Source organism: Herbidospora sp. NBRC 101105, assembly GCF_030269205.1.
Lineage (GTDB): Bacteria > Actinomycetota > Actinomycetes > Streptosporangiales > Streptosporangiaceae > Herbidospora > Herbidospora solisilvae.
The window spans coordinates 109825-136540 of sequence record NZ_BSSX01000001.1 but is presented as its reverse complement, the minus strand read 5'-3'; the positions used below and the strand labels follow the sequence as shown (position 1 = coordinate 136540).

23 protein-coding genes are annotated in these 26716 nt (G+C 69.8%); 10 read left to right on the top strand and 13 right to left on the bottom strand.

Features of this window, described 5'->3' with window-relative positions:
- Positions 1-80: 80 nt before the first annotated feature.
- The 6 genes from QSK34_RS00610 (at position 81) to QSK34_RS00585 (ending at position 8317) form a co-directional block, all read left to right on the top strand.
- Positions 81-803, top strand: a complete 723-nt coding sequence (locus QSK34_RS00610) for a GntR family transcriptional regulator (RefSeq protein WP_030450869.1) — start codon at positions 81-83, stop codon at positions 801-803.
- A 2276-nt stretch (positions 804-3079) separates the two neighbouring features.
- The gene (locus QSK34_RS00605; RefSeq protein WP_285578712.1) at positions 3080-3739 is read left to right on the top strand and encodes a JAB domain-containing protein; all 660 of its coding nucleotides are present in this window, start codon (positions 3080-3082) and stop codon (positions 3737-3739) included.
- A gap of 94 nt (positions 3740-3833) precedes the next feature.
- On the top strand, positions 3834-4343 hold the full coding sequence (locus tag QSK34_RS00600; RefSeq protein ID WP_161480520.1) for a GntR family transcriptional regulator: 510 nt from the start codon (positions 3834-3836) through the stop codon (positions 4341-4343).
- A 696-nt stretch (positions 4344-5039) separates the two neighbouring features.
- Positions 5040-5165, top strand: coding sequence for a hypothetical protein (locus QSK34_RS00595; RefSeq protein ID WP_285578710.1), 126 nt, complete (start codon positions 5040-5042; stop codon positions 5163-5165).
- 465 nt (positions 5166-5630) lie between these two features.
- Positions 5631-6893 carry an AbfB domain-containing protein gene (locus tag QSK34_RS00590; RefSeq protein WP_285578708.1) on the top strand — a complete coding sequence of 421 codons (1263 nt, stop codon included), beginning with the start codon at positions 5631-5633 and terminating at the stop codon, positions 6891-6893.
- 11 nt (positions 6894-6904) lie between these two features.
- Positions 6905-8317: a family 43 glycosylhydrolase gene (locus QSK34_RS00585; RefSeq protein WP_285578707.1), complete on the top strand. Its 1413-nt coding sequence runs from the start codon at positions 6905-6907 to the stop codon at positions 8315-8317.
- On the opposite strand, the gene QSK34_RS00580 is transcribed toward QSK34_RS00585, so the two are convergent.
- Entirely contained in the window at positions 8304-9263 is a 960-nt protein-coding gene (locus tag QSK34_RS00580; RefSeq protein ID WP_285578705.1) for a DMT family transporter, read from the bottom strand. The genes QSK34_RS00585 and QSK34_RS00580 overlap by 14 nt on opposite strands.
- Between QSK34_RS00580 and QSK34_RS00575 the strand changes: the two genes are divergently transcribed.
- The 4 genes from QSK34_RS00575 (at position 9262) to QSK34_RS00560 (ending at position 12857) form a co-directional block, all read left to right on the top strand.
- A complete protein-coding gene (locus tag QSK34_RS00575) occupies positions 9262-10701 on the top strand; it encodes an aminotransferase-like domain-containing protein (protein ID WP_285578703.1) in 1440 nt (479 codons plus the stop codon). The two genes, QSK34_RS00580 and QSK34_RS00575, sit on opposite strands and share 2 nt — an antisense overlap.
- 91 nt (positions 10702-10792) lie before the next feature.
- Entirely contained in the window at positions 10793-11329 is a 537-nt protein-coding gene (locus tag QSK34_RS00570; protein WP_285578701.1) for a CGNR zinc finger domain-containing protein, read from the top strand.
- 38 nt (positions 11330-11367) lie between these two features.
- Complete coding sequence (locus QSK34_RS00565; RefSeq protein WP_030450877.1) at positions 11368-11985, top strand: GNAT family N-acetyltransferase; 618 nt, start codon at positions 11368-11370, stop codon at positions 11983-11985.
- Complete coding sequence (locus QSK34_RS00560) at positions 11982-12857, top strand: 1,4-dihydroxy-2-naphthoate polyprenyltransferase (protein WP_285578698.1); 876 nt, start codon at positions 11982-11984, stop codon at positions 12855-12857. The genes QSK34_RS00565 and QSK34_RS00560 overlap by 4 nt, the downstream gene beginning before the upstream one ends.
- Before the next feature lie 172 nt (positions 12858-13029).
- On the opposite strand, the gene dapB is transcribed toward QSK34_RS00560, so the two are convergent.
- The 12 genes from dapB to nusA all read right to left on the bottom strand — a co-directional run bounded on the left by dapB (position 13030) and on the right by nusA (position 26701).
- Positions 13030-13770 carry a 4-hydroxy-tetrahydrodipicolinate reductase gene (gene dapB, locus QSK34_RS00555; RefSeq protein WP_161480526.1) on the bottom strand — a complete coding sequence of 247 codons (741 nt, stop codon included), beginning with the start codon at positions 13768-13770 and terminating at the stop codon, positions 13030-13032.
- A 16-nt stretch (positions 13771-13786) separates the two neighbouring features.
- On the bottom strand, positions 13787-15094 hold the full coding sequence (locus tag QSK34_RS00550; RefSeq protein ID WP_285581989.1) for a M16 family metallopeptidase: 1308 nt from the start codon (positions 15092-15094) through the stop codon (positions 13787-13789).
- Positions 15094-17424: a polyribonucleotide nucleotidyltransferase gene (locus QSK34_RS00545; RefSeq protein WP_285578696.1), complete on the bottom strand. Its 2331-nt coding sequence runs from the start codon at positions 17422-17424 to the stop codon at positions 15094-15096. Before QSK34_RS00545 ends, QSK34_RS00550 begins: the two co-directional genes overlap by 1 nt.
- A 234-nt stretch (positions 17425-17658) precedes the next feature.
- On the bottom strand, positions 17659-17928 hold the full coding sequence (gene rpsO, locus QSK34_RS00540) for a 30S ribosomal protein S15 (protein WP_030450882.1): 270 nt from the start codon (positions 17926-17928) through the stop codon (positions 17659-17661).
- Between the two features lie 125 nt (positions 17929-18053).
- On the bottom strand, positions 18054-18986 hold the full coding sequence (locus QSK34_RS00535; RefSeq protein WP_285578693.1) for a bifunctional riboflavin kinase/FAD synthetase: 933 nt from the start codon (positions 18984-18986) through the stop codon (positions 18054-18056).
- A 329-nt stretch (positions 18987-19315) separates the two neighbouring features.
- Positions 19316-20200, bottom strand: coding sequence for a tRNA pseudouridine(55) synthase TruB (gene truB / locus QSK34_RS00530; protein ID WP_285578690.1), 885 nt, complete (start codon positions 20198-20200; stop codon positions 19316-19318).
- On the bottom strand, positions 20197-21183 hold the full coding sequence (locus QSK34_RS00525; RefSeq protein WP_285578688.1) for a DHH family phosphoesterase: 987 nt from the start codon (positions 21181-21183) through the stop codon (positions 20197-20199). The genes truB and QSK34_RS00525 overlap by 4 nt, the downstream gene beginning before the upstream one ends.
- The gene (rbfA, locus tag QSK34_RS00520) at positions 21180-21656 is read right to left on the bottom strand and encodes a 30S ribosome-binding factor RbfA (RefSeq protein WP_030450886.1); all 477 of its coding nucleotides are present in this window, start codon (positions 21654-21656) and stop codon (positions 21180-21182) included. Before rbfA ends, QSK34_RS00525 begins: the two co-directional genes overlap by 4 nt.
- Positions 21657-21708: 52 nt before the next feature.
- Positions 21709-22005: a DUF503 domain-containing protein gene (locus tag QSK34_RS00515; protein ID WP_030450887.1), complete on the bottom strand. Its 297-nt coding sequence runs from the start codon at positions 22003-22005 to the stop codon at positions 21709-21711.
- 98 nt (positions 22006-22103) lie between these two features.
- Entirely contained in the window at positions 22104-25283 is a 3180-nt protein-coding gene (gene infB, locus QSK34_RS00510; RefSeq protein WP_030450888.1) for a translation initiation factor IF-2, read from the bottom strand.
- Positions 25284-25425: 142 nt separating this feature from the next.
- Positions 25426-25728, bottom strand: a complete 303-nt coding sequence (locus tag QSK34_RS00505) for a YlxR family protein (protein WP_161480533.1) — start codon at positions 25726-25728, stop codon at positions 25426-25428.
- Complete coding sequence (gene nusA / locus QSK34_RS00500; protein WP_202610055.1) at positions 25712-26701, bottom strand: transcription termination factor NusA; 990 nt, start codon at positions 26699-26701, stop codon at positions 25712-25714. The genes QSK34_RS00505 and nusA overlap by 17 nt, the downstream gene beginning before the upstream one ends.
- Positions 26702-26716: the final 15 nt, after the last annotated feature.

The following is a 26716-nucleotide window of genomic DNA, read 5'->3' as shown; positions in this document are numbered from 1 at the left end:
CAACTGATGGCCATTACTCTGGGTTGTGCATCGGATACGGGAGGATCGGAATTAACGCTTTACAGTCCAAGGATGGATAAGTGGCCAACTCCGATCCGGTTTACCTGCGTGTTGTCGAAGACCTCCGCCGTCAGATAACGGAGGGCCTGTTGCAACCCGGAGCGCCGATTCCCTCACGGCACCAGATCACCCGGAAGTACGGCGTCGGCGAAACCGCCGCTCGCCACGCGCTTCGAGTGCTGGCCCAAGAAGGGTTGATCATCGGCCGCGTCGGGTCGGGCCATCGGGTCCGTCAACGGCCGGACCTGCTCCCGCTCCACCGTGCACAGGCCCACTTCTCGACCGACATGCACGCCGTCGGGCGCCGCCCGACGTGTGACGTCAAGACCGATTCCGCCGAGGCCAGGCCCGACATCGCCGTACGCCTGCGCATCGCCGCCCAATCCCCCGTCACGAGAACGCGCATCGTCTATCGCAGCGACGGCAAACCCGTGCAGCTCGCGGTGTCGTACGAACCCATCGTCTACAACGACGGCACCGACGACATCACCCAGGTCGCCCACCGCCTCGGCGGCAACGGCCTGAAGCTGACCGAGGTGACCGAACACGTGTACGCGCGGGTGCCTCAGCCCGTGGAAAGCGACGTCCTGGACCTTCCGGCCGGCGTTCACGTGCTTCACGTGGAACGCACTCACTGGGCCGGGGACAAACCCGTGGAGACCAGCGATGTGATCATTCCATGCGACCAGTTCCGGCTGGTTTACACCCTCCCTGCTCCTTACGGGGAGCAGACCAACCGCTGAGGCCCTCCCTCCAACGGGCTTCTCTGTTATCTGTACGAACGGGTCGCGGGAACCTTCCTTCTGGTGGGTTCCCGCGGCTTGTTGTATGCGGGGGTTGGGCGGTTCGGGGAGTCGGCATGTGCCGGCTTCGGGATGGCGGTTGTCGCCGGCCGCTTGATGTCCGAGGCGAGGTGCTATCTGTCCTGTCCTTGAGGTCACTCCGCTTCTGCTGGCCGCCCTCCTGGCGTAACTCGGCGCATGTTCTGACCTTGAAGCCAAGCTCCCCTCCTGTCACCGGACCACCGAGCGCAAGTCGGCACATGTCCCGACGTCGATGCCATGCTCCCCACCTGCCACCGGACCACCGAGCGCAAGTCGACGCATGTCCCGACGTCGATGCCATGCTCCCCACCTGCCACCGGACCACCGAACGCAAGTCGACGCATGTCCTGACCTTGCAATGAGGTTCCACGCTGGCTGCTCACCGTCAGAGGGCAGCTACCGCTCGAGCCTTCCCTCGGAACCTGTTCGCGAGATGGCGAATGGCCCGCTTGCGGGAGCCTTCGGAGGGCGACCAATTGCGGCTCAAGCACTGCGGCAGGCCGCCAACGATGGAGGCGAGCACCTACGCCAGTCTTTTCACATCGTTCAGAGCGCCTGTTCGTCGCATGCATGGCGAGGCTCTACCGAGCAAGTTCAACCCGACGGCAGTCCGACGCGCGCTCGTGCGCGTTCAAAGGGTTCTACTGGGCTTTCGGGCGAATCTACGCATTCCTCACTTGGGTGGATTCGCATGCGAAGTCGTAAGCTGCCCATCACTCAGCAGGACTGGAACGCTAAACTACGCGCGATGACCGAGAACTCCTGCGACGAACTCCGGCCTCGCTGCGCTCTGCAATACAAGCCAACGAAACTTCACTGTGACCGGCTCAGCCCTTCTGTCACGCATGCACGGAAACGCAGCCATCCAATGGCACGTACCGAGCCTTGGTAGGCAACCGTTCCGTGCCGGTACCTCACGCCTTCAAGCACCTACTCGATTCGTCTCGCCCGAGTTCTTGAACGACCAAACAACCCAGCCAGCTTAAGCCGACGTGCTGGGTGTGGCCGGTCGCCGGAGCCGCCCGATAGGCACCAGCGACCGGCCCCCTCGCCGCTCAAGCGAACCGATCGCGAACAGCGAGAGATCAATGGGGCATCGGGGCCCCTTTATCAGCGCCCAGCAAGCCCGGCAAACCGGGCGCAGGTCCGTGGGGTGGCCGGAGTCTCAGTGACGCGTTCGCATCCAGCCCGCCAACTTGGGCCAAACTCCTCTTCGATCAGATCACGAAGCCTTCGTCTCGAAACAAGACCGCACATCAGGCCAGACGTGAACTGAACCGGCGAATACCCACGCGAGGCGCCTACCTCGATGCCGCGCTCGCGCCGTACAGCCCGCGTCGCGGCGAAGCTGAGATTTGCCCTCCACCAGTTGTGCGCCGCGTTTTCCACTCCACCAGATTCAAGCTCAAAGAACTCGCAGCCACTGCAATCCACCGACCGGCAGACGAAGCACCGACGCCTCGAAATGGAGGTCAACCGGCCGCTGGAAGCTGCCGCGCGTTCCAGCGGCCGGCCCCTCACCACCTGGCAAGGCAAGGCAGGTGGTGAGTGCCTGTGGGACCTCGTCTTCAAGTACCGCCGAACAACTCGACGACACCAGAAAGCCCGCGCCGACGGCGCGAGAGGTGTGCCGGTCGCTGGAACTCTCCCTCGTTCGTTCCAGCGACCGGCCGCTCGCCGCTCCACTAGTGGGGGCGATGTGGGGCGGCGAGTGTATTGGGGGCGATTCGACGCAGGCGGTTGACCGCCTTGTCGAGGAGCTGGGAAGGCGCTTGCTGTGCCGTCGTTCAATCATCCGAAGCGGGCCGGGGAACCCAAGGCGGCGACCATTCTCTGTAGTCAAGCGGAACCCGTCGCTCGAGACCCAGCCACATCCCCACATAGCAGGATGGCGGTCAATTCAGCCCTGCGGAAAGCATCCACATGCTCTCAACGCCGGCGCACAACAGGCTCCCCGGCCTGGCAGCCAGGTCGTACAGGAACAACCAGAGAACAGCGCATACACGCCCAGACGGTAGCGACGCAGACATACTCTCGCGAACGAGGCAACAGGACATCCCGATGGGACAATTACATCCCAATCAGGGAAATCGCGTCACAACCATGCCTGGGACATAAACCACTTCCAGCCCCAAATCGGATGGACAAATGCGGGCACCGAAAGAACGTCGGTGGGTGATGGTAAAACGTGGCCCATGGGGTTGCGGGTCAAGGACATGGCGGCTGGCGATCAGCCTCGTGAGCGTTTGCTGGAGAAAGGAGGAAACGCCCTGGCCGATCGGGAATTACTGGCCATACTCCTCGGATCGGGCAGCCGCGGCATGAGTGCCGTCGAGCTCGCCTCGCGGGTGATCTCCCACTGCGGTGATCTCGGCGAACTCGCGCGTTCCGAGCCGCATCGGCTGCTCAGCGTTCCGGGGGTCGGGCCCGCCAAGGCCGCCCGCGTCGCCGCCGCCTTTCATCTTGTACGTCGCTCGCAAAGCGGCCCCGGTCCATTGCGCATCACCTCCTCGGCCGACCTGGCCGCCCTGGTGGCCCCGCTCCTGCGGGAGCAGACGAAGGAGCGCCTGGTCCTGGTGGTGTGCGACGCCGGCGGCGGGGTGGTGCGCCAGCTCGTGCTCACCGAGGGCGGCAGCGACCACACCTCACTGCCGGTCCGCGATGTGATCACGGCGGTGCTGACCTCGGGAGGGGCGGCGTTCGGGGTCGCACACAACCACCCCAGCGGCTCCACCGAGCCCAGCCCCGCCGACCTGGCCTCGACCGACCACTTGCGACACGCTTCCGACATCGTTGGCCTCACCTTCCTCGATCACCTTGTCGTCACCGACACCAAGTGGCGCCGCATTTCTTGATGGTCAATCTACCTATAGGTCTAGTCGCCGTCTATAGAGACTTAGTAAGTGTCTGGTTTCTGGGTATACGTACTGTTTGGTCTAGGATACGAAGATGCTCGACCGAGAGGGACCCGTGCCGGTCTACAAGCAGATAGCCGAGGAGCTCCGGCAGAAGATCGCCGACGGCGAGCTGAGCCCCGGCGACGCCATCCCCAGCGAGGCGGAACTCGAAGCCGAATACAACGTCGCCCGCATGACCGCCCGCCGGGTGGCCCGCGAACTGCGCGACCAGGGCCTCGCCTACACGATCCAGGGAGAGGGCACCTTCGTGGGCACGCCCGACACCCCGCGATCGGAGCTCCCCGTCTACCAGCAGATCGCCAAGCTCCTGGCGGAGAAGATCCGCTCAGGCGAGTTCCCCGCCAACCGCGCCCTGCCGAGCGAGAAGGTCCTTATGGCCGAACACGGCGTGGCCAAGGCGACCGTCCGCCAGGCGATCGCGACCTTGCGCAAACAGGGCTACGTGTTCACGGTCCCCTACCGGGGGACGTATGCGACGGCCCGCGAGAAGTGGCCCAAGTCGAAGCGCTCGACTCCGGCATCCCGCCAGAACGGTCTGTGACGAGGAGGCGCTTCGAGACGCCGCGCGGCCACCCGCCATCAGCCTGACACGCCTGGGCAGACGCATCCGCGCGTGCCCAGGCTGAGCGGATGGCGACGCCGCGCGGCCGGGCTGGTCGCCGCATGCACCGCCCGACGGCCAGGTGCGTGACCACGCCGGCTACCCGCTGAAGATGTGACCACACAGCCCGACCGGGTGAGTGGGTATCCAACCGCACCGCCTCACTGGCCAGAACGTGACCCGACCGCCTCACTGCCCGAGTCCGGGACCACACCGCCAACCGAACCAGCAAGCGACCGCACCGCCTCAGTGGACCAGAAACTGACCGCACCGCCTCATTGTGCGAAGACGTGACCCGACCGCCTCACTGCCCGAATGCGTGACCACACCGCCAACCGAACCAGTAAGCGACCGCACCGCCTCACTGGCCCAGAACGTGACCCGACCGCCTCACTGGCCCAGAACGTGACCCGACCGCCTCACTGCCCGAGTCCGTCACCACACCGCCAACCGAACCAGCAAGCAACCGCACCGCCTCAGTGGACCAGAAACTGACCACACCGCCGCACTGTGCGAAGACGTGACCACGCTGTCTGACGGAACGCATGGGTGACCGATTCAGGTGGGACTTCCCTTCTCCGGCGTCGGGTTCGAGCACGGCGTGAGGCGGCGCGGTACAGGACGGCATCGCCGCGCATGACGGCCAGTGTCAACTTGTCCGGCACCCCCGGCTCCCACCCGACGACGACCCCGACGGTCCTCACGTCGGGCGACACCGGTACGACCTCCTGGTCGACCTTGGCCTCGGGCAGCAACTGGTAGGTCCCGGCGCTGGTCATCGCCGACCTGTAGACGCAGTCGGTGTCATGGAACTCCGATGGCAACTCCCACCGCTTCGAGGTTGTGGGACAGCGCGTCGTCCAAGGGCGACGGCCGCGACCGCGCCGGGGACATCCAGCGCGCCCTCTCCGTATCGGCCACCACCGCAATGCCGATCAGCAGTGCAGTGGGCCGCAGATCGCCATGGTCAAGGCGATGTCACCGGCTTTCTCGTCGCCAAATCCGGCAGACGTATAACCGCCGAGACGTGGACGCGTCTTCGTCGGCGAATCCTCACGGCATACGTGAGTCAGCAGATAACACCATTCGTCTGCCCGTGAGGCCTGACCCGGAAAGTTTCAGGGCCACGCCACCCCGCACCTGCGCCGACACCCCGCCCCGTTGACAGCCGCGACCCCCCGGGTTAGCCATGAGATCCCAATGTTAGCGATAACAGATGGACCTCCCATGCTCCGAAGGTCGTTGCTCCCCCTCGTCGTCCTCATCGCCGCCCTCCTCCACCCCACCCCCGCCGACGCCGCCGGTCCCGCCCCGCACTACCTCATGACCGCGTTCACCAACGCCAGCGAGTCGAACATGTACGTCTACGACTCCAGCAACGCCACGAACTTCAACCTCATCAGGTCGAACGCCTACACACCCCCGTCAGGCCTGATCCGCGACCCCAGCGTCATCAAGCACACCGACGGCTACTACCACCTCGTCTACACGACCGGCTGGACCGGCAACACGATCGGGTTCGCCCGCAGCGCCGACGCCGTCACCTGGACGTTCCAGCGCAACGTCACCGTCGGGCTGAACGGCTCCACGGGCAGCACCTGGGCGCCCGAGTGGTTCCGCGACTCCGACGGCAGCGTGCACGTCGTCTTCTCGGCGTCCACGACCGGGACCGCGGGGCAGTTCCGGCCCTATCGGATCACGGCCACCAACTCCGCGTTGTCGGCGTGGTCGGCCCCGACCGCGCTCGGGATCCCGGCCAACTACATCGACAGTTTCCTGGTCAAGGTCGACGGGACGTACCACAACTTCCTGAAGAACGAGACGACCAAGTACATCGAGCATGCGACCGCCACGAGCCTGAACGGGCCCTGGACGTTCGTCGGCACGGGCAACTGGGCCGGGTGGGGGTCGGGGCTCGAAGGGCCCGCGCTCGTGCGGCTGCCCGACAACCGGTGGCGCATCTACTTCGACAACTACTCGGGCGGGCGGTACTACTACGCCGACAGCTCCAACCTGTCGAGCTTCTCGGGGCGGACCGAGCTCTCGGGGCTGTCCGGCACGGCGCGGCACTTCACCGTGATCCGGGAGGACTCCGGTGACACCACCGCGCTGCCGACGGGCAACCGGTCGTTGCGGGCCGGGTCCCTCTACGTGCGGCACCGCGACTACCAGGCCTATCTGGAGAACGTGAGCTCCACCAGCCCGCTGCTGCAGCGGCAGGACTCGACCTTCACGATCGGCGTGGGGCTGGCCCACTCCGGGTGCTACTCGTTCCAGGCGATCAACTTCCCCGGCTACTACCTGCGCCACTACAACATGCAGCTCGTCCTGCAGCGGAACGACGGGTCGGCGATCTTCCGGGGCGACGCCACCTTCTGCGCGCGGGGGGCGCTGCTGGAGTCGTACAACCTGCCTGGGAAGTTCCTCAACGGCAGCCTGCGTCTCGATCCGACCGGCACGGCCTTCACCGTGACCGCACCGCTCGCCTGAGAGGACCTCCGATGCGCCTGTTACGCCTGGTCGTCGTCGTGGCGACGCTGCTCCTGCTGACGCCGCTGCCGGCGCAGGCCAGTCCGGCCGTGCAGTACACCAACCCGATCGCGGCGCAGCGCGCCGACCCGCACATCTTCCGGCACACCGACGGCTACTACTACTTCACCGCCACGGTGCCCGAGTACGACCGCATCGTGCTGCGCCGCGCGACCACGATCTCGGGCCTGGCCACCGCGCCCGAGACCGTCATCTGGCGCAGGCACACCTCGGGCGAGATGGGCGCGCACATCTGGGCGCCCGAGATCCACTTCATCAACGGCCGCTGGTACGTCTACTTCGCCGCCGGCCGCGCCGACGACGTGTGGCGCATCCGCATGTACGTCCTGGAGAGCAGCGCGGCCAACCCCCTGACCGGCACGTGGACCGAGCGCGGGCGCATCGTCACCCCCTGGGACACCTTTTCGCTGGACGCCTCGACCTTCACGCACAACGGTGTCCGCTACCTGATCTGGGCGCAGCAGGAACCGGGCATCTCGACCAACTCCAACCTGTACATCGCCCGCATGGGCGCCAATCCGTGGCAGATCACGGGGGCCACCACCCGCCTGACGATCCCCACCCTGGCCTGGGAGACCAGGGGCTACCGGGTCGCCGAGGGGCCGTCGGTGATCCAGCGCAACGGGCGGTTGTTCATGACCTACTCGGCCAGCGCCACCGACGCGAACTACTGCCTCGGGCTGCTGACCGCCTCGGCGTCGGCCGATCCGCTCAACGCCGCGTCGTGGACCAAGAGCCCCAACCCGGTCTTCGCCTCCAGCGCCGCGACCAGCCAGTTCGGGCCCGGCCACAACTCCTTCACGGTCTCGGAGGACGGCCAGAGCGACCTGCTCGTCTACCACGACCGGTCGTACCAGAACATCTCGGGCGACCCGCTCAACGACCCGAACCGGCGGACGCGGGTCCAGAAGATCTACTGGCGGGCCGACGGCACGCCCGACTTCGGGCTTCCCGTCCCGGACGGCGCCACCCCGGTGCGGCTCATGTCCGGGAGTCTGGCCGTCCGTCACTGGGAGTACCGGGTCCGGCTCGAAGCCAACGTCACGCCGCTGGCCGACAGCCAGTTCCGGCAGGTCGCCGGGCTGACCGGATCGGGCACGGTGTCACTGGAGTCGACCAACTTCCCCGGCTACTTCCTGCGGCACCGCAACCACGAGGCCTGGGTCGAGCGCAACGACAACTCGGCCCTGTTCCGCTCGGACGCCTCGTTCCACCGCCGCACCGGGCTGACGGGCAGCGGCGTCTCGTACGAGTCGGTCAACTTCCCCGGCTACTACCTGCGCCACCGGTCGGGCCTGGTCTGGGTCGAGCAGAACGACGGCACCGCCGCCTTCCACGGCAGCGCCACCTTCACGCTCGAATAGCGCCGGCCCTGGTGCGCTGCGTGGCGGCCACGCAGACCAGGACCGCCATGGCCGCCACGATCGTCCAGGGGTCGAACGGCTCGCCGAGGAGCAGGACGGCCCAGGCCAGCGTCAGCAGCGGCTGCGCGAGCTGGGTCTGCCCGGCTCGCGCGATGCCGCCCCGGGCGAGGCCGGCGTACCAGGGGATGAAGCCCAGGTACATGGACACCAGGCTGGTGTAGAGGAATCCCGAGACCGACTCGGCCGTGAACACCGGCTCGGTCGTCAGGGCGAGCCACACGGTCAGCGGAACGGTCAGCGGGGCGGCCACGACGAGCGCGTAGGAGATGACGCGCCAGCCGGGGGTGGTCCGGGTCAGCCGGGCCCCCTCGGTGTAGCCGACGGCGGCGGAGGCGAGGGCCAGGACGAGCAGCAGGTCGGCCGTGGTCACGTGCCCGCCGCCGCGCGACAGGGTGAAGACGGTGATCGACAGCGCCCCCAGGGCGGACGCGGTCCAGAAGGCCGCCCGGGGGCGCTCGCCCGCGCGCAGCACGGCGAAGACCGCGGTGGCGGCCGGGAGCAGGCCGATGACCACCGCGGAGTGGGAGGTGGACGCGCCGCCGTACAGGGCCAGGCCGCTGAAGACGGGGAAGCCGAAGACCACGCCGAGGGCGATGACGGCGTACGACCCGAGGTCGCGGCGGGGCGGCAGCAGCGGGGCGCGGGCGGCCAGCAGGAAGACCACGGCCACGACCAGGGCGAGCACGGCACGGCCGATGGCGACCAGGAAGGGGTCGAGGCCGCGCATGGCGTACACGGTGGCCGGCATCGAGCCGGAGAAGGCGAGGACGCCGACGGCGGCGAGCGCCGTGCCGAGACGGGCCGGTGTGACAGCGCTACCAGGGCGATGAACTGACGCGCTACTCACTACCCGATCGGCGATGATAGCGCTACTCTGGTCTCTCATGAACGACGATAGCAGTATCGCTCGTCTCACCGACAGCCTGAAGGCCCAGGCGGCCTCGCTGCGGCCGGGCGACCGGCTTCCCTCCAGCCGGGAGATCGTCCGGGCCCACGGCGTCTCGCCCGTCACCGTCTCCAAGGCCGTGGCGCGGCTGGTCGCCGAAGGGGTGGTCACCACCCGGCCGGGCGCGGGCGCGTTCGTTGCCGCGCCGCCCCGTCCCCGGGAGACCGACCCCTCCTGGCAGACGGTCGCCCTGGGCGAGCGGGTCGTCGACGAGGCGCCGCTGACGTCGATCCTCCAGCAGCCCGCCGAGGGGGTCATCCCGCTGACGGGCGGTTACCTCAACCCGGTGCTGCGGCCGACCAAGGAGCTCGGCGCCGCCGCGATCAGGGCGGTGAAGCGGCCCGACGCCTGGTCGATGCCGCCGCGCGCGGGCGTGCCCGAGCTGCGCAGCTGGTTCGCCGGCGAGACGGAGACGACCCAGAACGACGTGCTGATCGTCAGCGGCGGGCAGGCCGCGCTGACCCACGCCTTCCGGGGGCTGGCCGCCCCAGGCGATCCGGTGCTGGTCGAGACGCCGACCTATCCGGGGGCGCTGGCGACCGCGCGGGCGGCGGGGCTGCGGGTGGTGCCGGTGCCGGCCGACGGCGGCGGGGTGCGGCCCGACCAGCTCGCGGAGGCGTTCGCGCGGACCAGGGCCAGGGTCTTCTACTGCCAGCCGACGCTGCAGAACCCGACCGGGGCGACGTTGTCACTGGAGCGGCGGCGGCAGGTGCTCGCCGTCGCGCGGGCGGCGGGCGCCTTCGTCGTCGAGGACGACTTCGCCCGCTATCTCACCACCACTCCCCCGCCGCCCCCGCTGGTGGCGCTCGACACGCACGGCACGGTCGTGCACGTGTTGTCGCTCAGCAAGATCACCGCGCCCAGCCTCCGGGTGGCCGGGCTCGTCGCCCGTGGACCGGCCGCCGCCCGGCTGCGGGCCGCGCAGATCGTCGAGTCGTTCTTCGTCGCCCGGCCGCTCCAGGAGACGGCGCTGGAGTTCGTGTCGGCCCCGGCCTGGCGGCGGCACCGGGCCGCCGTCGCCGGGGAGCTGGAGGAACGGCGGGCGATCCTGCTGGAGAGCCTGCGGCGGCACCTGCCCGGCGTGCGCGTGGAGCTGGTGCCGAAGGGAGGGCTGCACGTGTGGGTCCGCCTCCCGCCCGCCCTCGACGAGGCGGCGCTCGTCGAACGCGCCCAGCGGGCCGGTGTGCTGGTCAGCCCGGGGCGGATCTACCACGCCGCCGAGCCGCCGGGGCCCTGGTTGCGGCTCACCCACACGGCCGCGTCCCATCGGGCCGAACTGGCCGAGGGGGTCATTCGGCTCGCGACGGCTTACGGGGAACTCGCGGCTGACGCTCACGGCGCTTCTTCTGCTGGAAGGCCAGGTAGGCGAGGTAGCTGACGTGCATGGTGATCCCTCCAAGGAATGTTCAACACCGGCTAAAGCGTTTCGGGGGTGTCTGGTTATTCCCGGCTAGAGTGCCTCGGAAGGGGTGATCAACCTGTCCGGCCCGGCTGAACTGCTGCGCGACTTCGTCAACACCTACGACGTCGAGACCGATACCGACGACCTGACCTCTCCGCAGGTGTTGCGCGACTGGCTGGAGGCCCGCGGCCTCGAACCGGCCGCCGATCTCGTGCTCGCCAGAGAGCTGCGGGAAGGTCTCAGGGCCGGCCTGCGGCACAACCACGACGGGGTGGCGTACGCCGCCCCCGAACCCCTGGAGACGGCGCTGGCGGCGCTCTCGCTGCGCGTCACCGTCGACGGCGGGACGCCCCGGCTCGTGCCGGCCGACGGCGCGCCGCATCGCGGTCTCGCACAACTCGCCGCCATGATCGCTGCGGCGCACGCCGACGGGACGTGGCCACGCCTTAAGGTGTGCGTCGAGAGCACCTGCCAGGCCGCCTTCATCGACGCGTCGAAGAACCGGTCGCGGGCGTGGTGCTCGATGCGCGTGTGTGGAAATCGCACGAAAACTCGGACATATAGGGCACGACGTCAGGCTGAAGGTCCGGGGATGCCCGCCTGACCAGTACGGTGTCATAGGCACAGAAAGGAGCCGGCCAAATGGGTGTCAGACCTGCCCGTCTCGAAGATGTCGACGCGGTGACGAGCACCCAGATCAGGGCGTGGAAGCACGGCTACCGCGATTTCCTGCCCCCCGGCCCGCTACAGCAGATGACCGGCCCCGCCGCCGAGAAGATGTGGCGGCGCCAGTGGGACGAGGCGATCCTCTCGCCGCCCTCCCCGCGCCACCGGGTGCTCGTCGCCGTGGAACGTGTCGTCCCCGACACCGAAGAGTGGCACGCGCTGGGCCCCGGCGGGGTGCTCGCGGCGCTGCCGACGGCGGCCGAGCGGGCCAGCGACCGGGTCGTGGGGCTCGCCTCTCACGGGCCCGCCGAAGACCCTGATCTGCATCCCGGGTTCACGGCCGAGCTGCTCACGCTGCTGGTCGACCCCAACCACATCCGGCGCGGCCACGGCAGCCGACTGCTCAACGCGACCGTCGACCACCTGCGCGACGACGGCTACAGCTCCGTCGTGACCTGGGTGTTCGCCGAGAACTACGCGATGCTCGGGTTCCTCGAGTCGGCCGGGTGGGGCGAGGACATGGCCGAACGGGTGCTCGACATGGGCCGTCCGATCCGGATGGTCCGCATGACGACGGACATCTCACGCGCGTGACCACCATGGCTCAATGGGTCGCCGGCGCGCGGCCCCGCACTCTCCCCGCGGCCGTCGTCCCGGTCGCCGCCGGCACCGGCGTCGCGATCGGCGAGGGCGGCTTCGTCTGGTGGGCGGCGCTCGCCGCCCTGTTCGTCGCGCTGGTCCTGCAGATCGGTGTCAACTACGCCAACGACTACAGCGACGGCGTCAAGGGCACCGACGACGGCCGCGTCGGCCCGATGCGGCTCGTCGGCTCGAAGGCGGCCACGCCCAAGGCGGTGCTCACCGCCGCGCTCGGCTGCTTCGCCGCCGCCGCCGTGGTCGGCCTCGCCCTGGTCGTGGCGACGTCGGCCTGGTGGATGCTGGCCTTCGGGGCGCTGTCGATCCTGGCCGCCTGGTTCTACACCGGCGGCTCCCGCCCCTACGGCTACCGGGCGCTCGGCGAGTTGTCGGTGTTCTTCTTCTTCGGCCTGGTGGCGGTCATCGGCACCGCCTACGTCCAGGTCGGCTGGTCGTGGACGTCGGTGTGGGTGGCGGTGCCGGTCGGCCTGCTGGCCATGGCCCTGCTCGTGGTCAACAACCTGCGCGACCGCCAGACCGACGAACCGGCCGGCAAGCGCACCCTCGCGGTGGTCCTCGGCGACCGCCGCACCCGCTTCCTCTACGCGGCCTGCCTGCTGGTGCCGTTCGCCTGCCTGGTGCCGCTGGTGTTCTCCCACCCGTTCGCGGCGTTGGGGCTGCTGGCGCTCCCGCTGGCGGTCCGGCCGGTGCGCGAGGTCATGAACGGCCTCCAGGGCCGGGCGCTGATCGCCACGCTCCAGCAGACCGGCCGCCTGCAGATCGTCTTCGGGCTCCTCTTCGCCATCGGCCTCTCCGTCAACCTGGCCTGAGAAGCGGATTTTTCCGTTACGGCTCCGCCCACCCCGGCACCGACCACCGCACCGAGCGGGCCACCGCAACCGGCGCCAACCGGCCGCGCCGGCCCGGCCCTCGACGAGCGAAGGCCCACCCGCCCGGGGGTGCCATCATGCCCCGGGCGACCGACGTTTTCGCGGTGGGCGTCTAGAGATCGAGCAGCGCGTCCAGACCGACGGTCAGACCGGCGGGCAGGTCGCGGACCTTGCGGACGCCCAGCAGCACTCCTGGCGTGAACGACGCCCGGTTCATGGTGTCGTGGCGGATGGTGAGGATCTCGCCGTCGCCGCCCAGGATGACCTCCTGGTGGGCGATCAGCCCGGCCAGCCGGACCGCGTGGACGCGTACCCCGTCGACGTCGGCCCCACGGGCGCCGGGGAGCTCCTGGGAGGTCGCGTCGGGCATCGGGCCGAGCCCGGCCTCGGCGCGGGCGGCGGCGATCAGCTCGGCGGTCCGGCGGGCGGTGCCCGAGGGCGCGTCGGCCTTGTTCGGGTGGTGCAGCTCGACGATCTCGGCGGAGTCGAAGAAGCGGGCCGCCTGCCGGGCGAAGTGCATCATCAGCACGGCCGCGATGCCGAAGTTGGGGGCGATCAGGGCGTTGGTGCCGGGGTTGGCCGCCAGCAGGGCCCTGACCTCGTCGAGGCGGGCGGGGTCGAAGCCGGTCGTGCCGACGACCGGGTGCACCCCCCGCTCGATGCACCAGCGGAGGTTGCCCATCACCACGTCGGGGTGGGTGAAGTCGACCACCACCTCGGCCTCGGCGATCGGGTCGAGGGCGTCGTCCTTGTCGACGGCCGCCACCAGTTCCAGATCGTCGGCCGCGTGGACGGCCTTGCACACTTCCACCCCGACGCGGCCACGCGCGCCCAGCACACCTACTTTGATCACGTGCTAAGGCTAGCGGTCAGCCCACCGCGGCCGAGAAGTCCTTCCCGGCGAACGGGCCGATGACGGCCAGCGTGAGCGGCCGGGTCAGCACGTCGGAGGCGACCTCGGCGATGTCGGCCGCGGTCACGGCGTCGATGCGCTCCAGGACCTCGTCGACCGACATGAGCCGGTCGTAGACCAGCTCGCTCTTGCCGATCCGCGACATGCGCGAGCCGGTGTCCTCCAGGCCGAGCACGAGACCGCCGCGCATCTGGCCCTTGCCGCGCAGGATCTCCTCCTCGGTGAAGCCCTCGGTGACCACCCGCGCGATCTCGTCGCGGCAGATCTTGAGGACGTCGTCGATCTTGGAGGGGAGGCAGCCGACGTACACCCCGAACTGGCCGGTGTCGGCGTACTGCGAGGTGTAGCTGTAGGCGCTGTAGGCCAGGCCGCGCTTCTCCCGGATCTCCTGGAACAGGCGGGAGGACATGCCGCCGCCGAGCGCCGCGTTGAGCACCCCGAGGGCGAACCTCCGGTCGTCGGTGCGGCTGACGCCGGTCGTGCCCAGCACGAGGTTGGCCTGCTCGGTCGGCCGGTCGACCACCTTCACGCCGCGGTGGGCCGGCAGGCCCTCGCCGCCCACACGGGGCGGGATCGGCGCGGCGTCGCCGCCCAGGGCCCCCGCGCGCTCGTAGGCGCGGGCGACGAGCTCCACCACGTGTTCGTGGGAGACGTTGCCGGCCACCGAGACCACGGTGTGGGTGGGCAGGTAGAAGCGCTGGTAGTACTCGTCGATGCGGTCGCGCGTCAGGGCGTTGATCGTCTCCTCGTTGCCGAGGATCGGGCGCCCGATCGGGGTGTCGCCGTAGAGCTGCTCGGAGAACGCCTCGTGGACCACGTCGGAGGGGTCGTCGTCGTGCATGGCGATCTCCTCCAGGATCACGCCCCGCTCCGACTCGACGTCGTCGGGGGTGATCAGGGACGAGGTGACCACGTCGGCCAGCACGTCGATCGCCAGCGGCAGGTCCTCGTCGAGGACCCGCGCGTAGTAGCAGGTGTACTCCTTGGCGGTGAACGCGTTGATCTCGCCGCCGATGCCCTCGATCGACGCGGAGATCTCCATCGCGTCGCGTGTGGGCGTGCCCTTGAACAGCAGGTGCTCAAGGAAGTGGGTGGCTCCGGTGTGCTCCGGGTCCTCGTCGCGCGAGCCGATGCCGACCCACGCGCCGACCGCGACGGAACGCACGGTCGGCATGGTCTCGGTCACCACGCGGAGCCCACCGGGCAGGACGGTGCGGCGGATGACCCCCGCACCGTCCTTTCCGTCGTACAGGGTCGTCGTGATCACGAGTTGCGGTCGTCCCGTCCGGAACGGCTGCGGGTGCGGCGGCGGCGGGGCTCCCCACCGTCGTCGCCACGGGCTTCGCCACGGGCCTCGGACTGCTCGGCGGCCGGGGCCTCCTCGGGCTCGCCGGCCTCGGCGCGGGCCGCCTTCTCGGCGGCCTCCTTCTCCACGACCTCGACCGGGACCAGGGAGAGCTTGCCGCGCGAGTCGATCTCGGCGATCTCCACCTGGATCTTCTCGCCGACGCCCATCACGTCTTCCACGTTCTCGATGCGCTTGCCGCCGTGCAGCTTGCGGATCTGGGAGACGTGGAGGAGGCCGTCCTTGCCGGGCATCAGGCTGATGAACGCGCCGAAGGCGGCGATCTTGACGACCGTGCCCAGGTAGCGCTCGCCGACCTCCGGCATGTGCGGGTTGGCGATGGCGTTGATCGCGCTCCGGGCCGCCTCGGCCGAGGGGCCGTCGGTGGCGCCGATGTAGATCGTGCCGTCGTCCTCGATGGTGATCTCGGCGCCCGTGTCGTCCTGGATCTGGTTGATCATCTTGCCCTTCGGGCCGATGACCTCGCCGATCTTGTCTACGGGGACCTTGATCGTGATGATGCGCGGCGCGGTCGGGTTCATCTCCGCCGGGGAGTCGATCGCCTCCTGCATCACGTCGAGGATGGCCAGGCGGGCGCCGCGCGCCTGCTTGAGCGCGGCGGCCAGGACCGAGGCGGGGATGCCGTCGAGCTTGGTGTCGAGCTGCAGGGCGGTGATGACGTCCTTGGTGCCGGCGACCTTGAAGTCCATGTCGCCCATGGCGTCTTCGGCGCCCAGGATGTCGGTCAGGGTGACGTAGGTGTCGCCCTCGCCGATCAGGCCCATCGCGATGCCGGCCACCATCTCCTTGAGCGGCACACCGGCGTCGAGCAGCGCCATCGTGGACGCGCAGACCGAGCCCATCGAGGTCGAGCCGTTGGAGCCCAGGGCCTCGGAGACCTGGCGGATGGCGTAGGGGAACTCCTCGCGGCTCGGGAGAACCGGGATGAGCGCCCGCTCGGCCAGCGCGCCGTGGCCGATCTCGCGGCGCTTGGGCGAGCCCACGCGGCCGGTCTCACCGGTCGAGTAGGGCGGGAAGTTGTAGTTGTGCATGTAGCGCTTGGTGCGCTCGGGGTTCAGCGTGTCGATCATCTGCTCCATGCGGAGCATGTTCAGCGTGGTGATGCCCAGGATCTGGGTCTCGCCGCGCTCGAACAGGGCCGAGCCGTGCACCCGCGGGATCACGTGGACCTCGGCGTTGAGCTGCCGGATGTCCTTGGTGCCGCGGCCGTCGATGCGGATGCCCTCGTTGATGACGCGCTCGCGCATCAGCTTCTTGGTCAGGCTGCGGTAGGCGGCCGACAGTTCCTTCTCGCGGCCCTCGAAGTCGGCCAGCAGCTTCTCACCGACCAGGCCCTTGACCCGGTCGATCTCGGCCTCGCGCTCCTGCTTGCCGGCGATGGTCAGCGCGGCGGCCAGCTCGGCGCGCACGGCGCCCTCGACGGCCTGCAGGGCGTCTTCCTGGTAGTCGAGGAAGATCGGGAACTCGGCGGTCTCCTTGGCGGCGACCTGGGCGAGCTTCGACTGGGCCTCGCACAGGACCTTGATGAACGGCTTGGCCGCCTCGAGGCCCTGGGCCACGGTCTCCTCGGTCGGCGCGACCGCGCCCTCGGCGACCAGCTTCAGCGTGTCCTTGGTCGACTCGGCCTCGACCATCATGATCGCGACGTCGCCGTCGGCGAGCACGCGGCCGGCCACCACCATGTCGAAGGTCGCGCCCTCAAGCTCGGTGTGGGTCGGGAACGCCACCCACTGGCCGCTGATCAGCGCGACCCGGACGCCGCCGATGGGGCCCGAGAAGGGCAGCCCGGCGAGCTGGGTCGAGAGGCTGGCGGCGTTGATCGCGACGACGTCGTAGAGGTGCTCGGGGTTGAGCGCCATGACGGTGGCGACGATCTGGATCTCGTTGCGCAGGCCCTTGACGAACGAGGGGCGCAGCGGCCGGTCGATCAGACGGCAGGTCAGGACCGCGTCTTCGGACGGGCGGCCCTCACGGCGGAAGAACGAGCCGGGGATGCGGCCCGCGGCGTACATGCGCTCTTCGACGTCGACCGTGAGGGGGAAGAAGTCGAGGTTCTCTTTGGGGTTCTTCGAGGCGGTGGTCGCGGACAGGACCATCGTCTCGTCGTCGAGGTAGACGACGGCGGACCCCGCCGCCTGGCGGGCGAGACGGCCGGTCTCGAACCGGATCGTCCGCGTGCCGAAGGAGCCGTTGTCGATGACGGCTTCCGTGCTGTGGACACCCTCCACGGGGGACCTCCTTTTTCGGGTCGGTCACCCCACGTCGCCGGCTCCCGGAGGTGCGGCGCCGGTCTTCGATCGAAGCGCCCGGTCGCGTCGACCGGGGGCCACTACCGAGGACCGGCCCTCTTTTTCCGCGGAATGACGCGGGGCACTGGTTTCACGGGTGGTGTGTGGTTTGTTCAGTTGTGGGGTTATACGGAAGGGAGCGGCATGAGTGATCGCCGCTCCCTTCCTGACGCGTTATCGGCGCAGACCCAGCCGCTCGATCAGCGAGCGGTAGCGCGTGATGTCCTTCGCCTGCAGGTACTTGAGCAGACGGCGGCGGCGGCCGACCAGCAGGAGCAGGCCGCGGCGGCTGTGGTGGTCGTGCTTGTGGGTCTTGAGGTGCTCGGTCAGGTCGCTGATGCGCTTGCTCAGCAGCGCGATCTGCACCTCGGGGGACCCGGTGTCGCCCTCGCTGGCGCCGTATTCGGCGACGATGGCCTTGGTCGTGGCGGTGTCGAGCGACACTGCTTCTCCTTTGTTCCATGGGCACGCGTAGCCATTGCGATCCCGCGAACGACCGTGCGTGCCTACAGTCGCCGTGACGAGAAGCCGGTGATTACTCAGCCGACATACAAGGCTACCACCGCCCGTTAACCAGCCGAGACGGTCAGTCTCCGGGCCTCGTCGACGTCGGCGCGCATCTGTTCGACCAGAGCGTCGACCGAGTCGAACTTCAGGGTGTCGCGCAGCCGGGCCAGGAAGTCGACCGAGACGTGGAGGCCGTAGAGGTCGAGATCGTCGCGGTCGAGGGCGTAGGCCTCGACGGTCCGGACGACGCCCTCGAAGGTCGGGTTGGTGCCGATGGAGATCGCCGCGGGCCAGCGCTCGTCGGGCGACTCGAGCCAGCCGGCGTAGACGCCGTCGGCCGGGATGGCGGTGTGGGGCGCCGACTCGACGTTGGCGGTCGGGAACCCGAGCGCCTTGCCGCGCTGGTGGCCCCGGACCACCACGCCCTCGACCCGGTGGAGGCGGCCCAGCTCGTCGGCGGCGGCGGCCACGTCGCCGTCGGACAGGTGCTGACGGATCAGCGAGGAGGTGATGTCTTCGAGACTGCTCACCAGGGGGACGCCGACGGCGACGAAGTCGTACTTCTCGCCGAGTTCGCGCAGGGTGTCCAGGTTGCCGGCGGCCTTGTGGCCGAACCGGAAGTTCTCCCCCACCACGACCCCGGCGGCGTGGAGCCGGTCGACCAGCGCGATCTGCACGAACTCCTCGGGCGAGGTGCGCGAGAACTCCAGCGTGAACGGCAGGATCAGCACCGCGTCGACCCCGAGGGCGCCGAGCAGCTCGATGCGCCGGTGCGGGGTGGACAGCTGGGAGGGGTGGCTGCCGGGCCGCACGACCTCGTCGGGGTGGGGGTCGAAGGTCACCGCGACCGAGGCGACCCCGAGCTCATGGGCGAGGTCGACGGCCTTGCGCACCAGCGTCTGGTGACCCCGGTGGACGCCGTCGAACACCCCGATCGTGACGACGGACCGGCCCCAGTCCGCGGGCACGTCGTCAAGTCCGAGCCAGCCACGCACGTCGACCCCCAACAGGCAAGAAGCTAAGTCGTCCTAAGCGTCCCACACCCCCCGGCACCCGAGGACGCCGAGGGGCGGCCCTGTGGCCCGCCCGCCCGGGGCCCGGCCGTTCTCCTCGCCACGACCGGCGTTTCCGTGCCACACGTCACCCCGGCGGGCGGGAGCGACCGGGAGGCGCCGGATGCGGCGCGCACCGGAGGCGGCGGGCGGCGCCGGGGTGGGCGGAGCCGTAACGGAAAGAAAGGACATCAGCCGTTGAAGAACGGCCAGAGGACATCGGCCGACGAAGACGGCCGAACCGAGACGGCGCCGTGGCGGAGAGTAAGAGATCAGCCGGCGAAGACGGCCAGGGGTCTGGCCGCGCCGCCCTTCTCCTCGACCAGGGCCAGCAGTTCGCCGTCGGGCGCGAAGACGCCGATCGGCCCCTCCCCCAGCCCGGCCGCCTTCAGCCGGCCGCCGTGGGAGACCAGGCGGGCCTCCTCCTCGGTGACGTCGCGGCGCGGGAAGGCCTGGGAGACGGCGTCGGCGATGGGCAGGATGACGCACCCCTGCTGGAGCGCCTCGATGCTCAGCGCGTTCTCGACCGCATAGGGCCCCACGCGGGTGCGGCGGAGCGCCGTCAGGTGGCCCCCGACGCCCAGCCCGTCGCCCAGATCCCTGGCCAGCGAGCGGATGTAGGTGCCGGAGGAGCAGGTGATGGTGGCCGTGACGTCGACGGACTCCCCCAGGACCACGGAGGTCACCTCGAAGGCGTGGACCGTGATCGGCCGGGCCTGGAGCGCCACCTCCTCGCCCTGGCGGGCCAGCTTGTAGGCCCGCTCGCCGTTCACCTTGATCGCGCTGACCTGCGGCGGGACCTGCATGATCCGCCCGGTCAGCGCCGCCACGCCCTTGTGGACGTCGTCGGCGGTCACCGCGGCGGCGGAGGTCCGGCCGGTCTCCTCGCCCTCGGCGTCGTCGGTGTTGGTCGAGACGCCGAGGCGCATCGTGGCCTCGTACACCTTCTCGGTCAGCGCCAGGTGGCCCAGCAGGCGGGTCGCCTTCTCGACCCCGACGACCAGCACGCCGGTCGCCATCGGGTCGAGGGTGCCGGCGTGGCCGACCTTGCGGGTGCCGGCGATGCCGCGCATCTTGCCGACGACGTCGTGGGAGGTCCAGCCCGAGGGCTTGTCGACGATGATGATCCCGCTCGGCGGCGGGGGGCGTCTGGTCACGCGAGCAGCTCCGTGAGGCGGGCGACGGTCTCCTGCGGGGTCTCGCGGGAGGAGAACCCGGCCGCGCCGGGGTGCCCGCCACCCCCCAGGACGGTGCAGGCACGGCCCACGTCGGCCGTGCCCTTCGCGCGGGTCGACACGTTCCAGGCGCCTTCGTCGTCTTCCTTGAAGACCACGGCCACCTCGGCGTCGTCGACCTTGCGCAGGACGTCGATGATCCCTTCGACCTCGTCGTAGGGCAACGCGTTCAGGGCGCGGTCCTCCCTGGTCACGGTCGTCCAGACCAGCCCGGCGCCGCCGACGGCCGACCGGTCGAGCTGGGCCCGCGACAGGGCGGCGCCGAGAACCCGCAGGTATCCGAAGGGTGAGCGGTCCCACAACTCCCGCGCGATCGCGTCGGGGTTGAGGCCCGCGCCGAGCAGCCGCCCGGCCAGGGCGTGGACGGCGGGGGTGGTCGAGCTGTAGCGGAACGACCCGGTGTCGGTCACCAGGGCCGTGTAGAGGCAGGTCGCGATGTCCCGGTCAATCTGGAGCCCCAGCCGCTGGATCAGCTCCTCGGTCAGCACGGCCGTGGCCGCCGCCTTGGGATCGACGAGCTGGACGGTCCCGAAACCGGTGTTGGACGCGTGGTGGTCGAGCACCACCAGCTCCCGCGCGGCCTTGGCCGCAGGGACGAGCAGGCCCAGCCGCTCGATCGTGGCGGCGTCGAAGGTGATCATCAGGTCCGGCTCGGCCGGGAAGCGCGCGGATTCGACCAGGAGGTCCTGGCCGGGCAGGAAGCGCAGCAGCCGCGGCACGGTCAGCCCGTCGTCGCCGAAGGAGGCGACCACGTGCCGGCCGGCCCGCCGCAACGCCTGGCCGAAGGCCAGCATCGAGCCCAGGGCGTCGCCGTCGGGGGTGACGTGACAGGCCAGGGCGATCGAGTCGTGCGAACCGATGAGCGCGACCGCGCGCGCCCATTCGGCCTCGGGAGGGAGCGTCACTTCGTGCTTCGCTCGGACACCTCGTCGGTGTCGTCCTCGAACTCGTCGTCGAGCTCGTCGTCGTCCTTCTTGTACGGATCGGCGTCGCCCGCGTAGGCCGCGCCCTCGGCCTTGCGCGCGATCTCGGCGTCGCGCGCCCTGGCCTCGGCGAGCAGGCCGTCCAGGTGCCGGGCCGAGTCGGGCAGGGGGTCGTGGGTGAACGTGAGCGTGGGCGTGTGCCGCAGCCCGGTCTGCCGGCCGACCTCCGAGCGGATGATGCCCCTGGCGCTCTCCAGCGCCGCGGCGGTGTCCTTGCGCTCGGCGTCCGACCCGAAGACGGTGTAGAAGACCGTCGCCTCACTCAGGTCGTTGGTGACCCGGGTGTCGGTGACGGTGACGAACCCGAGCCGCGGATCCTTGATCCGCCGTTCCAGCATCTCGGCGACGATCTGCTGGATTCGGTCCGCCAGTTTCCTGGCTCGCGCGGCGTCCATGGGCGCGCTCCCCCTTCTTCCGGATGTACGGCTGACGCTGCGACCTGGCGGTCTATTCCTCGTCGTTGAACAAACGATGCCGAGCCGACAGCAGCTCGATCTCGGGGCGGAAGGCGACGGCCCGCTCGCACGCGTTCAGGACCTCATCGACGTTCCCGGCCGAGCCGGAGACGACGGCGACGCCGATCTCGGCTCTTCGGTGCAGCTCGTGATGGCCGGTCTCGGCCACCGCGACCGCGGGGAACCGCCGGCGCAGCTCGGCGATGAGGGGACGGACAACGGACCGCTTCTCCTTCAGCGAGTGAACGTCGCCGAGGAGGATGTCCAACGTCAGAGCACCGACATACATGTGTTGTTGTGGCGCCAATAGACCCTGGCGCGTGGGTCGTGTTCCTACCGGAACCGGTTCCCGGCCGCGTCGGCCGGGAACCGGATGGTCAGCACCCGCTAGTCGCGGGGCTTCTCCCGCATCTCGAACGTCTCGATGACGTCGTCGATCTTGATGTCGTTGTAACCGACGCCGATACCGCACTCGAAGCCCTCGCGGACCTCGGTCGCGTCGTCCTTGAACCGGCGCAGCGACGAGACGGTGAGGTTGTCGGCGATGACGACACCCTCGCGGATGATCCGCGCCTTGCTGTTGCGGGTGATGATGCCCGAACGGACCAGCGCACCGGCGATGTTGCCGATCTTCGGCACCTTGAAGACCTCGCGGACCTCGGCGGTACCGGTCTGGATCTCCTCGAACTCCGGCTTGAGCATGCCCTTGAGGGCCGCCTCGATCTCCTCGATCGCCTGGTAGATGACCGAGTAGTAGCGGATGTCGACGCCCTCGCGCTCGGCCAGGTCGCGCGCCCGGACCTCCGGCCGCACGTTGAAGCCGATGATCACCGCGTTGTCGTCGGCGATCGCCAGGTTGACGTCGTACTCCGTGATCGCACCGACGGCGCGGTGCAGCACGCGGAGGTTGACCTCCTCGCCCACATCGATCTTGAGCAGCGCGTCTTCCAGTGCTTCCACCGAACCGGACACGTCACCCTTGATGATGAGCTTGAGCTCGTCGATCTTGCCCTTCTCGTAGTCGCTGAACAGCTCTTCGAGCGTACGGCGGCGACCGGCCTTGGCCATCTCCGCGATGCGCTGACGAGCCGCCCGCTCCTGGGCGATCTGGCGGGCCATCCGGTCGTCGCTGACGACCAGGAAGTTGTCACCCGCGCGGGGCACGGCCGTCAGACCGAGCACCCGGACCGGACGCGACGGGTCGGCCTCTTCGACCGGCTGCATGTTGTCGTCGAGCATCGCCCGGACGCGGCCGAAGGCCTCGCCACAGACGATCGACTCGCCGACCCGCAGGGTGCCGCGCTGGACCAGCACGGTCGCCACCGGGCCGCGGCCCTTGTCGAGGTGGGCCTCGATCGCCAGGCCCTGGGCGTCCATGTCGGGGTTGGCGCGAAGGTCGAGCTCCGCGTCGGCCGTCAGGATGATCGCCTCGAGCAGGTTGTCGATGCCCAGGCCCTGCTTCGCCGAGATGTCGACGAACAGGGTCGAGCCACCGAACTCCTCGGCCACCAGGCCGTATTCGGTCAGCTGGGCCCGGACCTTGGTGGGGTCGGCGCCCTCCTTGTCGATCTTGTTGACCGCGACCACGATCGGCACCTCGGCCGCCTGGGCGTGGTTCAGCGCCTCGATCGTCTGCGGCTTCACACCGTCGTCGGCCGCGACCACCAGGACGGCGATGTCGGTGGCCTGCGCACCACGGGCACGCATGGCGGTGAACGCCTCGTGACCCGGGGTGTCGATGAAGGTGATCTTCCGGTCTTCGCCCTCGTGGGTCGCGTGGACCTGGTAGGCGCCGATGTGCTGGGTGATGCCACCGGCCTCCCGCGCCACCACGTTGGTGTTCCGGATGGCGTCGAGGAGCTTGGTCTTACCGTGGTCGACGTGACCCATGACGGTCACGACCGGCGGACGCGGCGCGAGGTCGGCCTCGTCGCCCTCGTCCTCACCGAACTCGATCTTGAAGGACTCGAGCAGCTCGCGGTCCTCCTCCTCGGGCGAGACGACCTGCACGACGTAGTCGAGCTCGGCGCCGAGGAGCTGCAGCGTCTCCTCGTTCACCGACTGGGTCGCGGTCACCATCTCACCGAGGTGGAGCATGATCTGGACCAGCGCCGCCGGGTTCGCGCCGATGCGGTCGGCGAAGTCGGACAGCGAGGCGCCGCGCGGGAGACGGATCGTCTGACCGCCGCCACGGGGAGCCTGCACGCCGCCGATCGCCGGCGCCGACATGTTGTCGAACTCCTGGCGCCTCTGGCGCTTGGACTTGCGGCCACGCGTCGGACGGCCACCCGGACGCCCGAAGGCGCCCGCCGTGCCGCCGCCACGGCCACGGCCACCCGGACCGGGACGACCGCCGCCGAAGCCGCCGCCGCCACCACCGGGACCGCCGCCACCCGGACGACCGCCGCCACCGCCACCGGCGGCACCGGCACGCGGCGCGAAACCGCCGCCACCCGGACGACCGCCACCGCCACCGGGACGGCCACCGCCGCCACCGGGACGACCGCCGCCACCACCGGGACGGCCACCGCCGCCGGGCCCGCCACCGGGACCGGCAGGACGACCCTGCGGCATCATCGACGGGTTCGGCCGGGGACCACCCGGACGAGGACCACCGGCACCGGCCGGCGGACGCGGGCCACCCGCACCGGGCGGACCCGGACGAGGACCGGCGCCGGCGGGACGGGGACCGCCCGCACCGGCGGGGCCGGGACGCGGACCGCCGGGACCCGGACGCGGACCGCCCTCACGGCGCGGCTCGCGGGGCCCGCGGTCGCCACGGTCCTCACGAGGACCGCGGTCGGGCCGGTCACCGCGGTGACCGGCGTGGTCGCCCCGCGGACCGGCGTGGTCGCCCCGGTCGGGACGGTCACCGCGGTCGGGACGGTCGCCGGGACGCGCGGGCCGCTGGCCCATGCCGCTGGCGTTGGAAGAGAACGGGTTGTTGCCCGGACGCGGGCCGCGCGGACCCGGCTTGGGACCGCGGTCGCCACCCGGACGCGGCGCACCGCCGCCGGCCGCGGGGCCGGAGGCCGGGCGAGGACCGGGGGTCGGGCGCGGACCCGGCTTGGGACCGGGCGTCGGCCGGGGGCCGGACGGCGCCGACGGGCCACCGGCCGCGGGCGCGTTGGAAGAAGAAGCCGCCGGACGGGGCGCCTCGGGGCGCGGAGCCGGGGCGGGCGGAGCCGCGGGACGCGGGGCGGCCTCGCTCTGGGGAGCGGGCTGCGGCGCCGGATGCGGCATGGGAACGGGACGCGGCGCCGGCCGCGGTCCCGGCTTCGGAATCGGCCGGTTGCCGAAGTCCGAAGGCGATGCGGGCGCCGGAGCGCCGTTGCCGGCCTGGTCGTTGCCGACCGGCCGGGGTGCCGGCCGTGGGGCCGGACGGGGGGACTTGCCCCCCTTGGAGTCGCCCTTACCGAACGCCTCCGTCAGTTTGCGGACAACCGGCGCCTCAATCGTTGAGGACGCCGATCGAACGAACTCGCCCATCTCGGTGAGCTTGGCCATGACGACCTTGCTCTCAACACCGAACTCCTTGGCGAGCTCGTATACCCGGACCTTCGCCACTGCACTCCCTAACTCGGCCCGGGAGGCTGTGCCGCCGGACCGTCGCTACCTGGACGTACTCATTGCCGCGTGCTCATCAGGCGCTCATAGCAATCTGACTCCGCCCATCAACTCGGCGTCCTACGAAACAGTTGGTAACCATTCACCCGGCGGCTTTCCTCGTCAAGTCCTCCAAGTAGGCCCGCAAGCGCGTCTGATCGAGCGTTCCCTCCGCGCGGAAAGCGCGGGTGAACGCCCGGCGACGATCTGCGAGCTGCAGGCAGGCCAGGGAGGGGTGCAGTGAAGCACCGCGTCCCGGGAGCCGTTTCTGCAGGTCAGGGATGATCACATCCCCGGCCACCACCAGTCGGAGTAGCTCGGACTTGGCCGTGCGAACCCGGCAGCCCACGCACGTTCTCAGCGGGGCGGCCTGGTCACCGTATTCCAGCTTACCTTGCCGACGCATCTGCGGGATCGGCCGGTGCCTCATGAGTATCCGGCTTGATGTCGATGCGCCACCCGGTCAGCCGCGCGGCCAGCCGGGCGTTCTGCCCTTCCTTCCCGATCGCCAGCGAGAGCTGGTAGTCGGGGACGGTCACCCGGGCGACCCGGCCGTCGGCGTCGACGACCTCGACCCGTGAAACCCGCGCCGGCGACAGCGCATTCCCGACGAAGTCGGCAGGTTCCTCCGACCAGTCGATGATGTCGATCTTCTCGCCGTGCAGCTCGGTCATCACGTTGCGCACCCGGGAGCCCATCGGGCCGATGCAGGCGCCCTTGGCGTTGACGCCGGGCTTGCGGGAGCGGACCGCGATCTTGGTGCGGTGGCCGGCCTCGCGGGCGATGGCGGCGATCTCGACGGTGCCGTCGGCGATCTCCGGGACCTCCAGCGCGAACAGCTTCTTCACCAGGTTCGGGTGGGTGCGGCTCAGGGTCACCGAAGGGCCCTTGTTGCCCTTCTTGACTTGGACCACGTAGCAGCGGATGCGCTCCCCGTGGACGTACTCCTCCCCCGGGACCTGCTCGTTGTGGGGCAGGATGGCCTCGATCTTGCCGAGGTCGACCAGCACGACGCGGGGATCCTTGCCCTGCTGGATCACGCCCGCCACCAGCTCGCCCTCGCGGCTCGCGAACTCGCCGAAGTTGATCTCGTCTTCGGCGTCGCGGAGCTGCTGCAGGATGACCTGCTTGGCGGTGGTCGCCGCGATGCGGCTGAAGTTGCCCGGGGTGTCGTCGTACTCCCGGAGGATCTCGCCGTCTTCGCCGATCTCCGCGGCCAGGATCGACACGTGCCCGGAGACGCGGTCGAGCTGGGCGCGGGCCTTCTGCGCGGCGCCCTCGGTGCGGAAGTAGGCGATCAGCAGCGCGTCCTCGATGGCCTTGACGACCAGGTCGAACGAGATGTCCTTCTCCCGCTCCAGGCTGCGCAGGACGCTCATGTCAATGTCCACAAG

Bases quoted from the DNA above. Each gene is read 5' to 3' on its own strand.
- QSK34_RS00600 (WP_161480520.1), top strand. From the start codon at position 3,834: ATGCTCGACCGAGAGGGACCCGTGCCGGTCTACAAGCAGATAGCCGAG.
- nusA (WP_202610055.1), bottom strand. From the start codon at position 26,701: ATGAGCGTCCTGCGCAGCCTGGAGCGGGAGAAGGACATCTCGTTCGAC.
- QSK34_RS00505 (WP_161480533.1), bottom strand. From the start codon at position 25,728: ATGCGTCGGCAAGGTAAGCTGGAATACGGTGACCAGGCCGCCCCGCTG.
- QSK34_RS00565 (WP_030450877.1), top strand. From the start codon at position 11,368: ATGGGTGTCAGACCTGCCCGTCTCGAAGATGTCGACGCGGTGACGAGC.
- QSK34_RS00590 (WP_285578708.1), top strand. From the start codon at position 5,631: ATGCTCCGAAGGTCGTTGCTCCCCCTCGTCGTCCTCATCGCCGCCCTC.
- QSK34_RS00575 (WP_285578703.1), top strand. From the start codon at position 9,262: ATGAACGACGATAGCAGTATCGCTCGTCTCACCGACAGCCTGAAGGCC.
- QSK34_RS00605 (WP_285578712.1), top strand. From the start codon at position 3,080: ATGGGGTTGCGGGTCAAGGACATGGCGGCTGGCGATCAGCCTCGTGAG.
- QSK34_RS00515 (WP_030450887.1), bottom strand. From the start codon at position 22,005: ATGTATGTCGGTGCTCTGACGTTGGACATCCTCCTCGGCGACGTTCAC.
- QSK34_RS00580 (WP_285578705.1), bottom strand. From the start codon at position 9,263: ATGAGAGACCAGAGTAGCGCTATCATCGCCGATCGGGTAGTGAGTAGC.
- QSK34_RS00595 (WP_285578710.1), top strand. From the start codon at position 5,040: ATGACGGCCAGTGTCAACTTGTCCGGCACCCCCGGCTCCCACCCGACG.
- QSK34_RS00585 (WP_285578707.1), top strand. From the start codon at position 6,905: ATGCGCCTGTTACGCCTGGTCGTCGTCGTGGCGACGCTGCTCCTGCTG.
- rbfA (WP_030450886.1), bottom strand. From the start codon at position 21,656: ATGGACGCCGCGCGAGCCAGGAAACTGGCGGACCGAATCCAGCAGATC.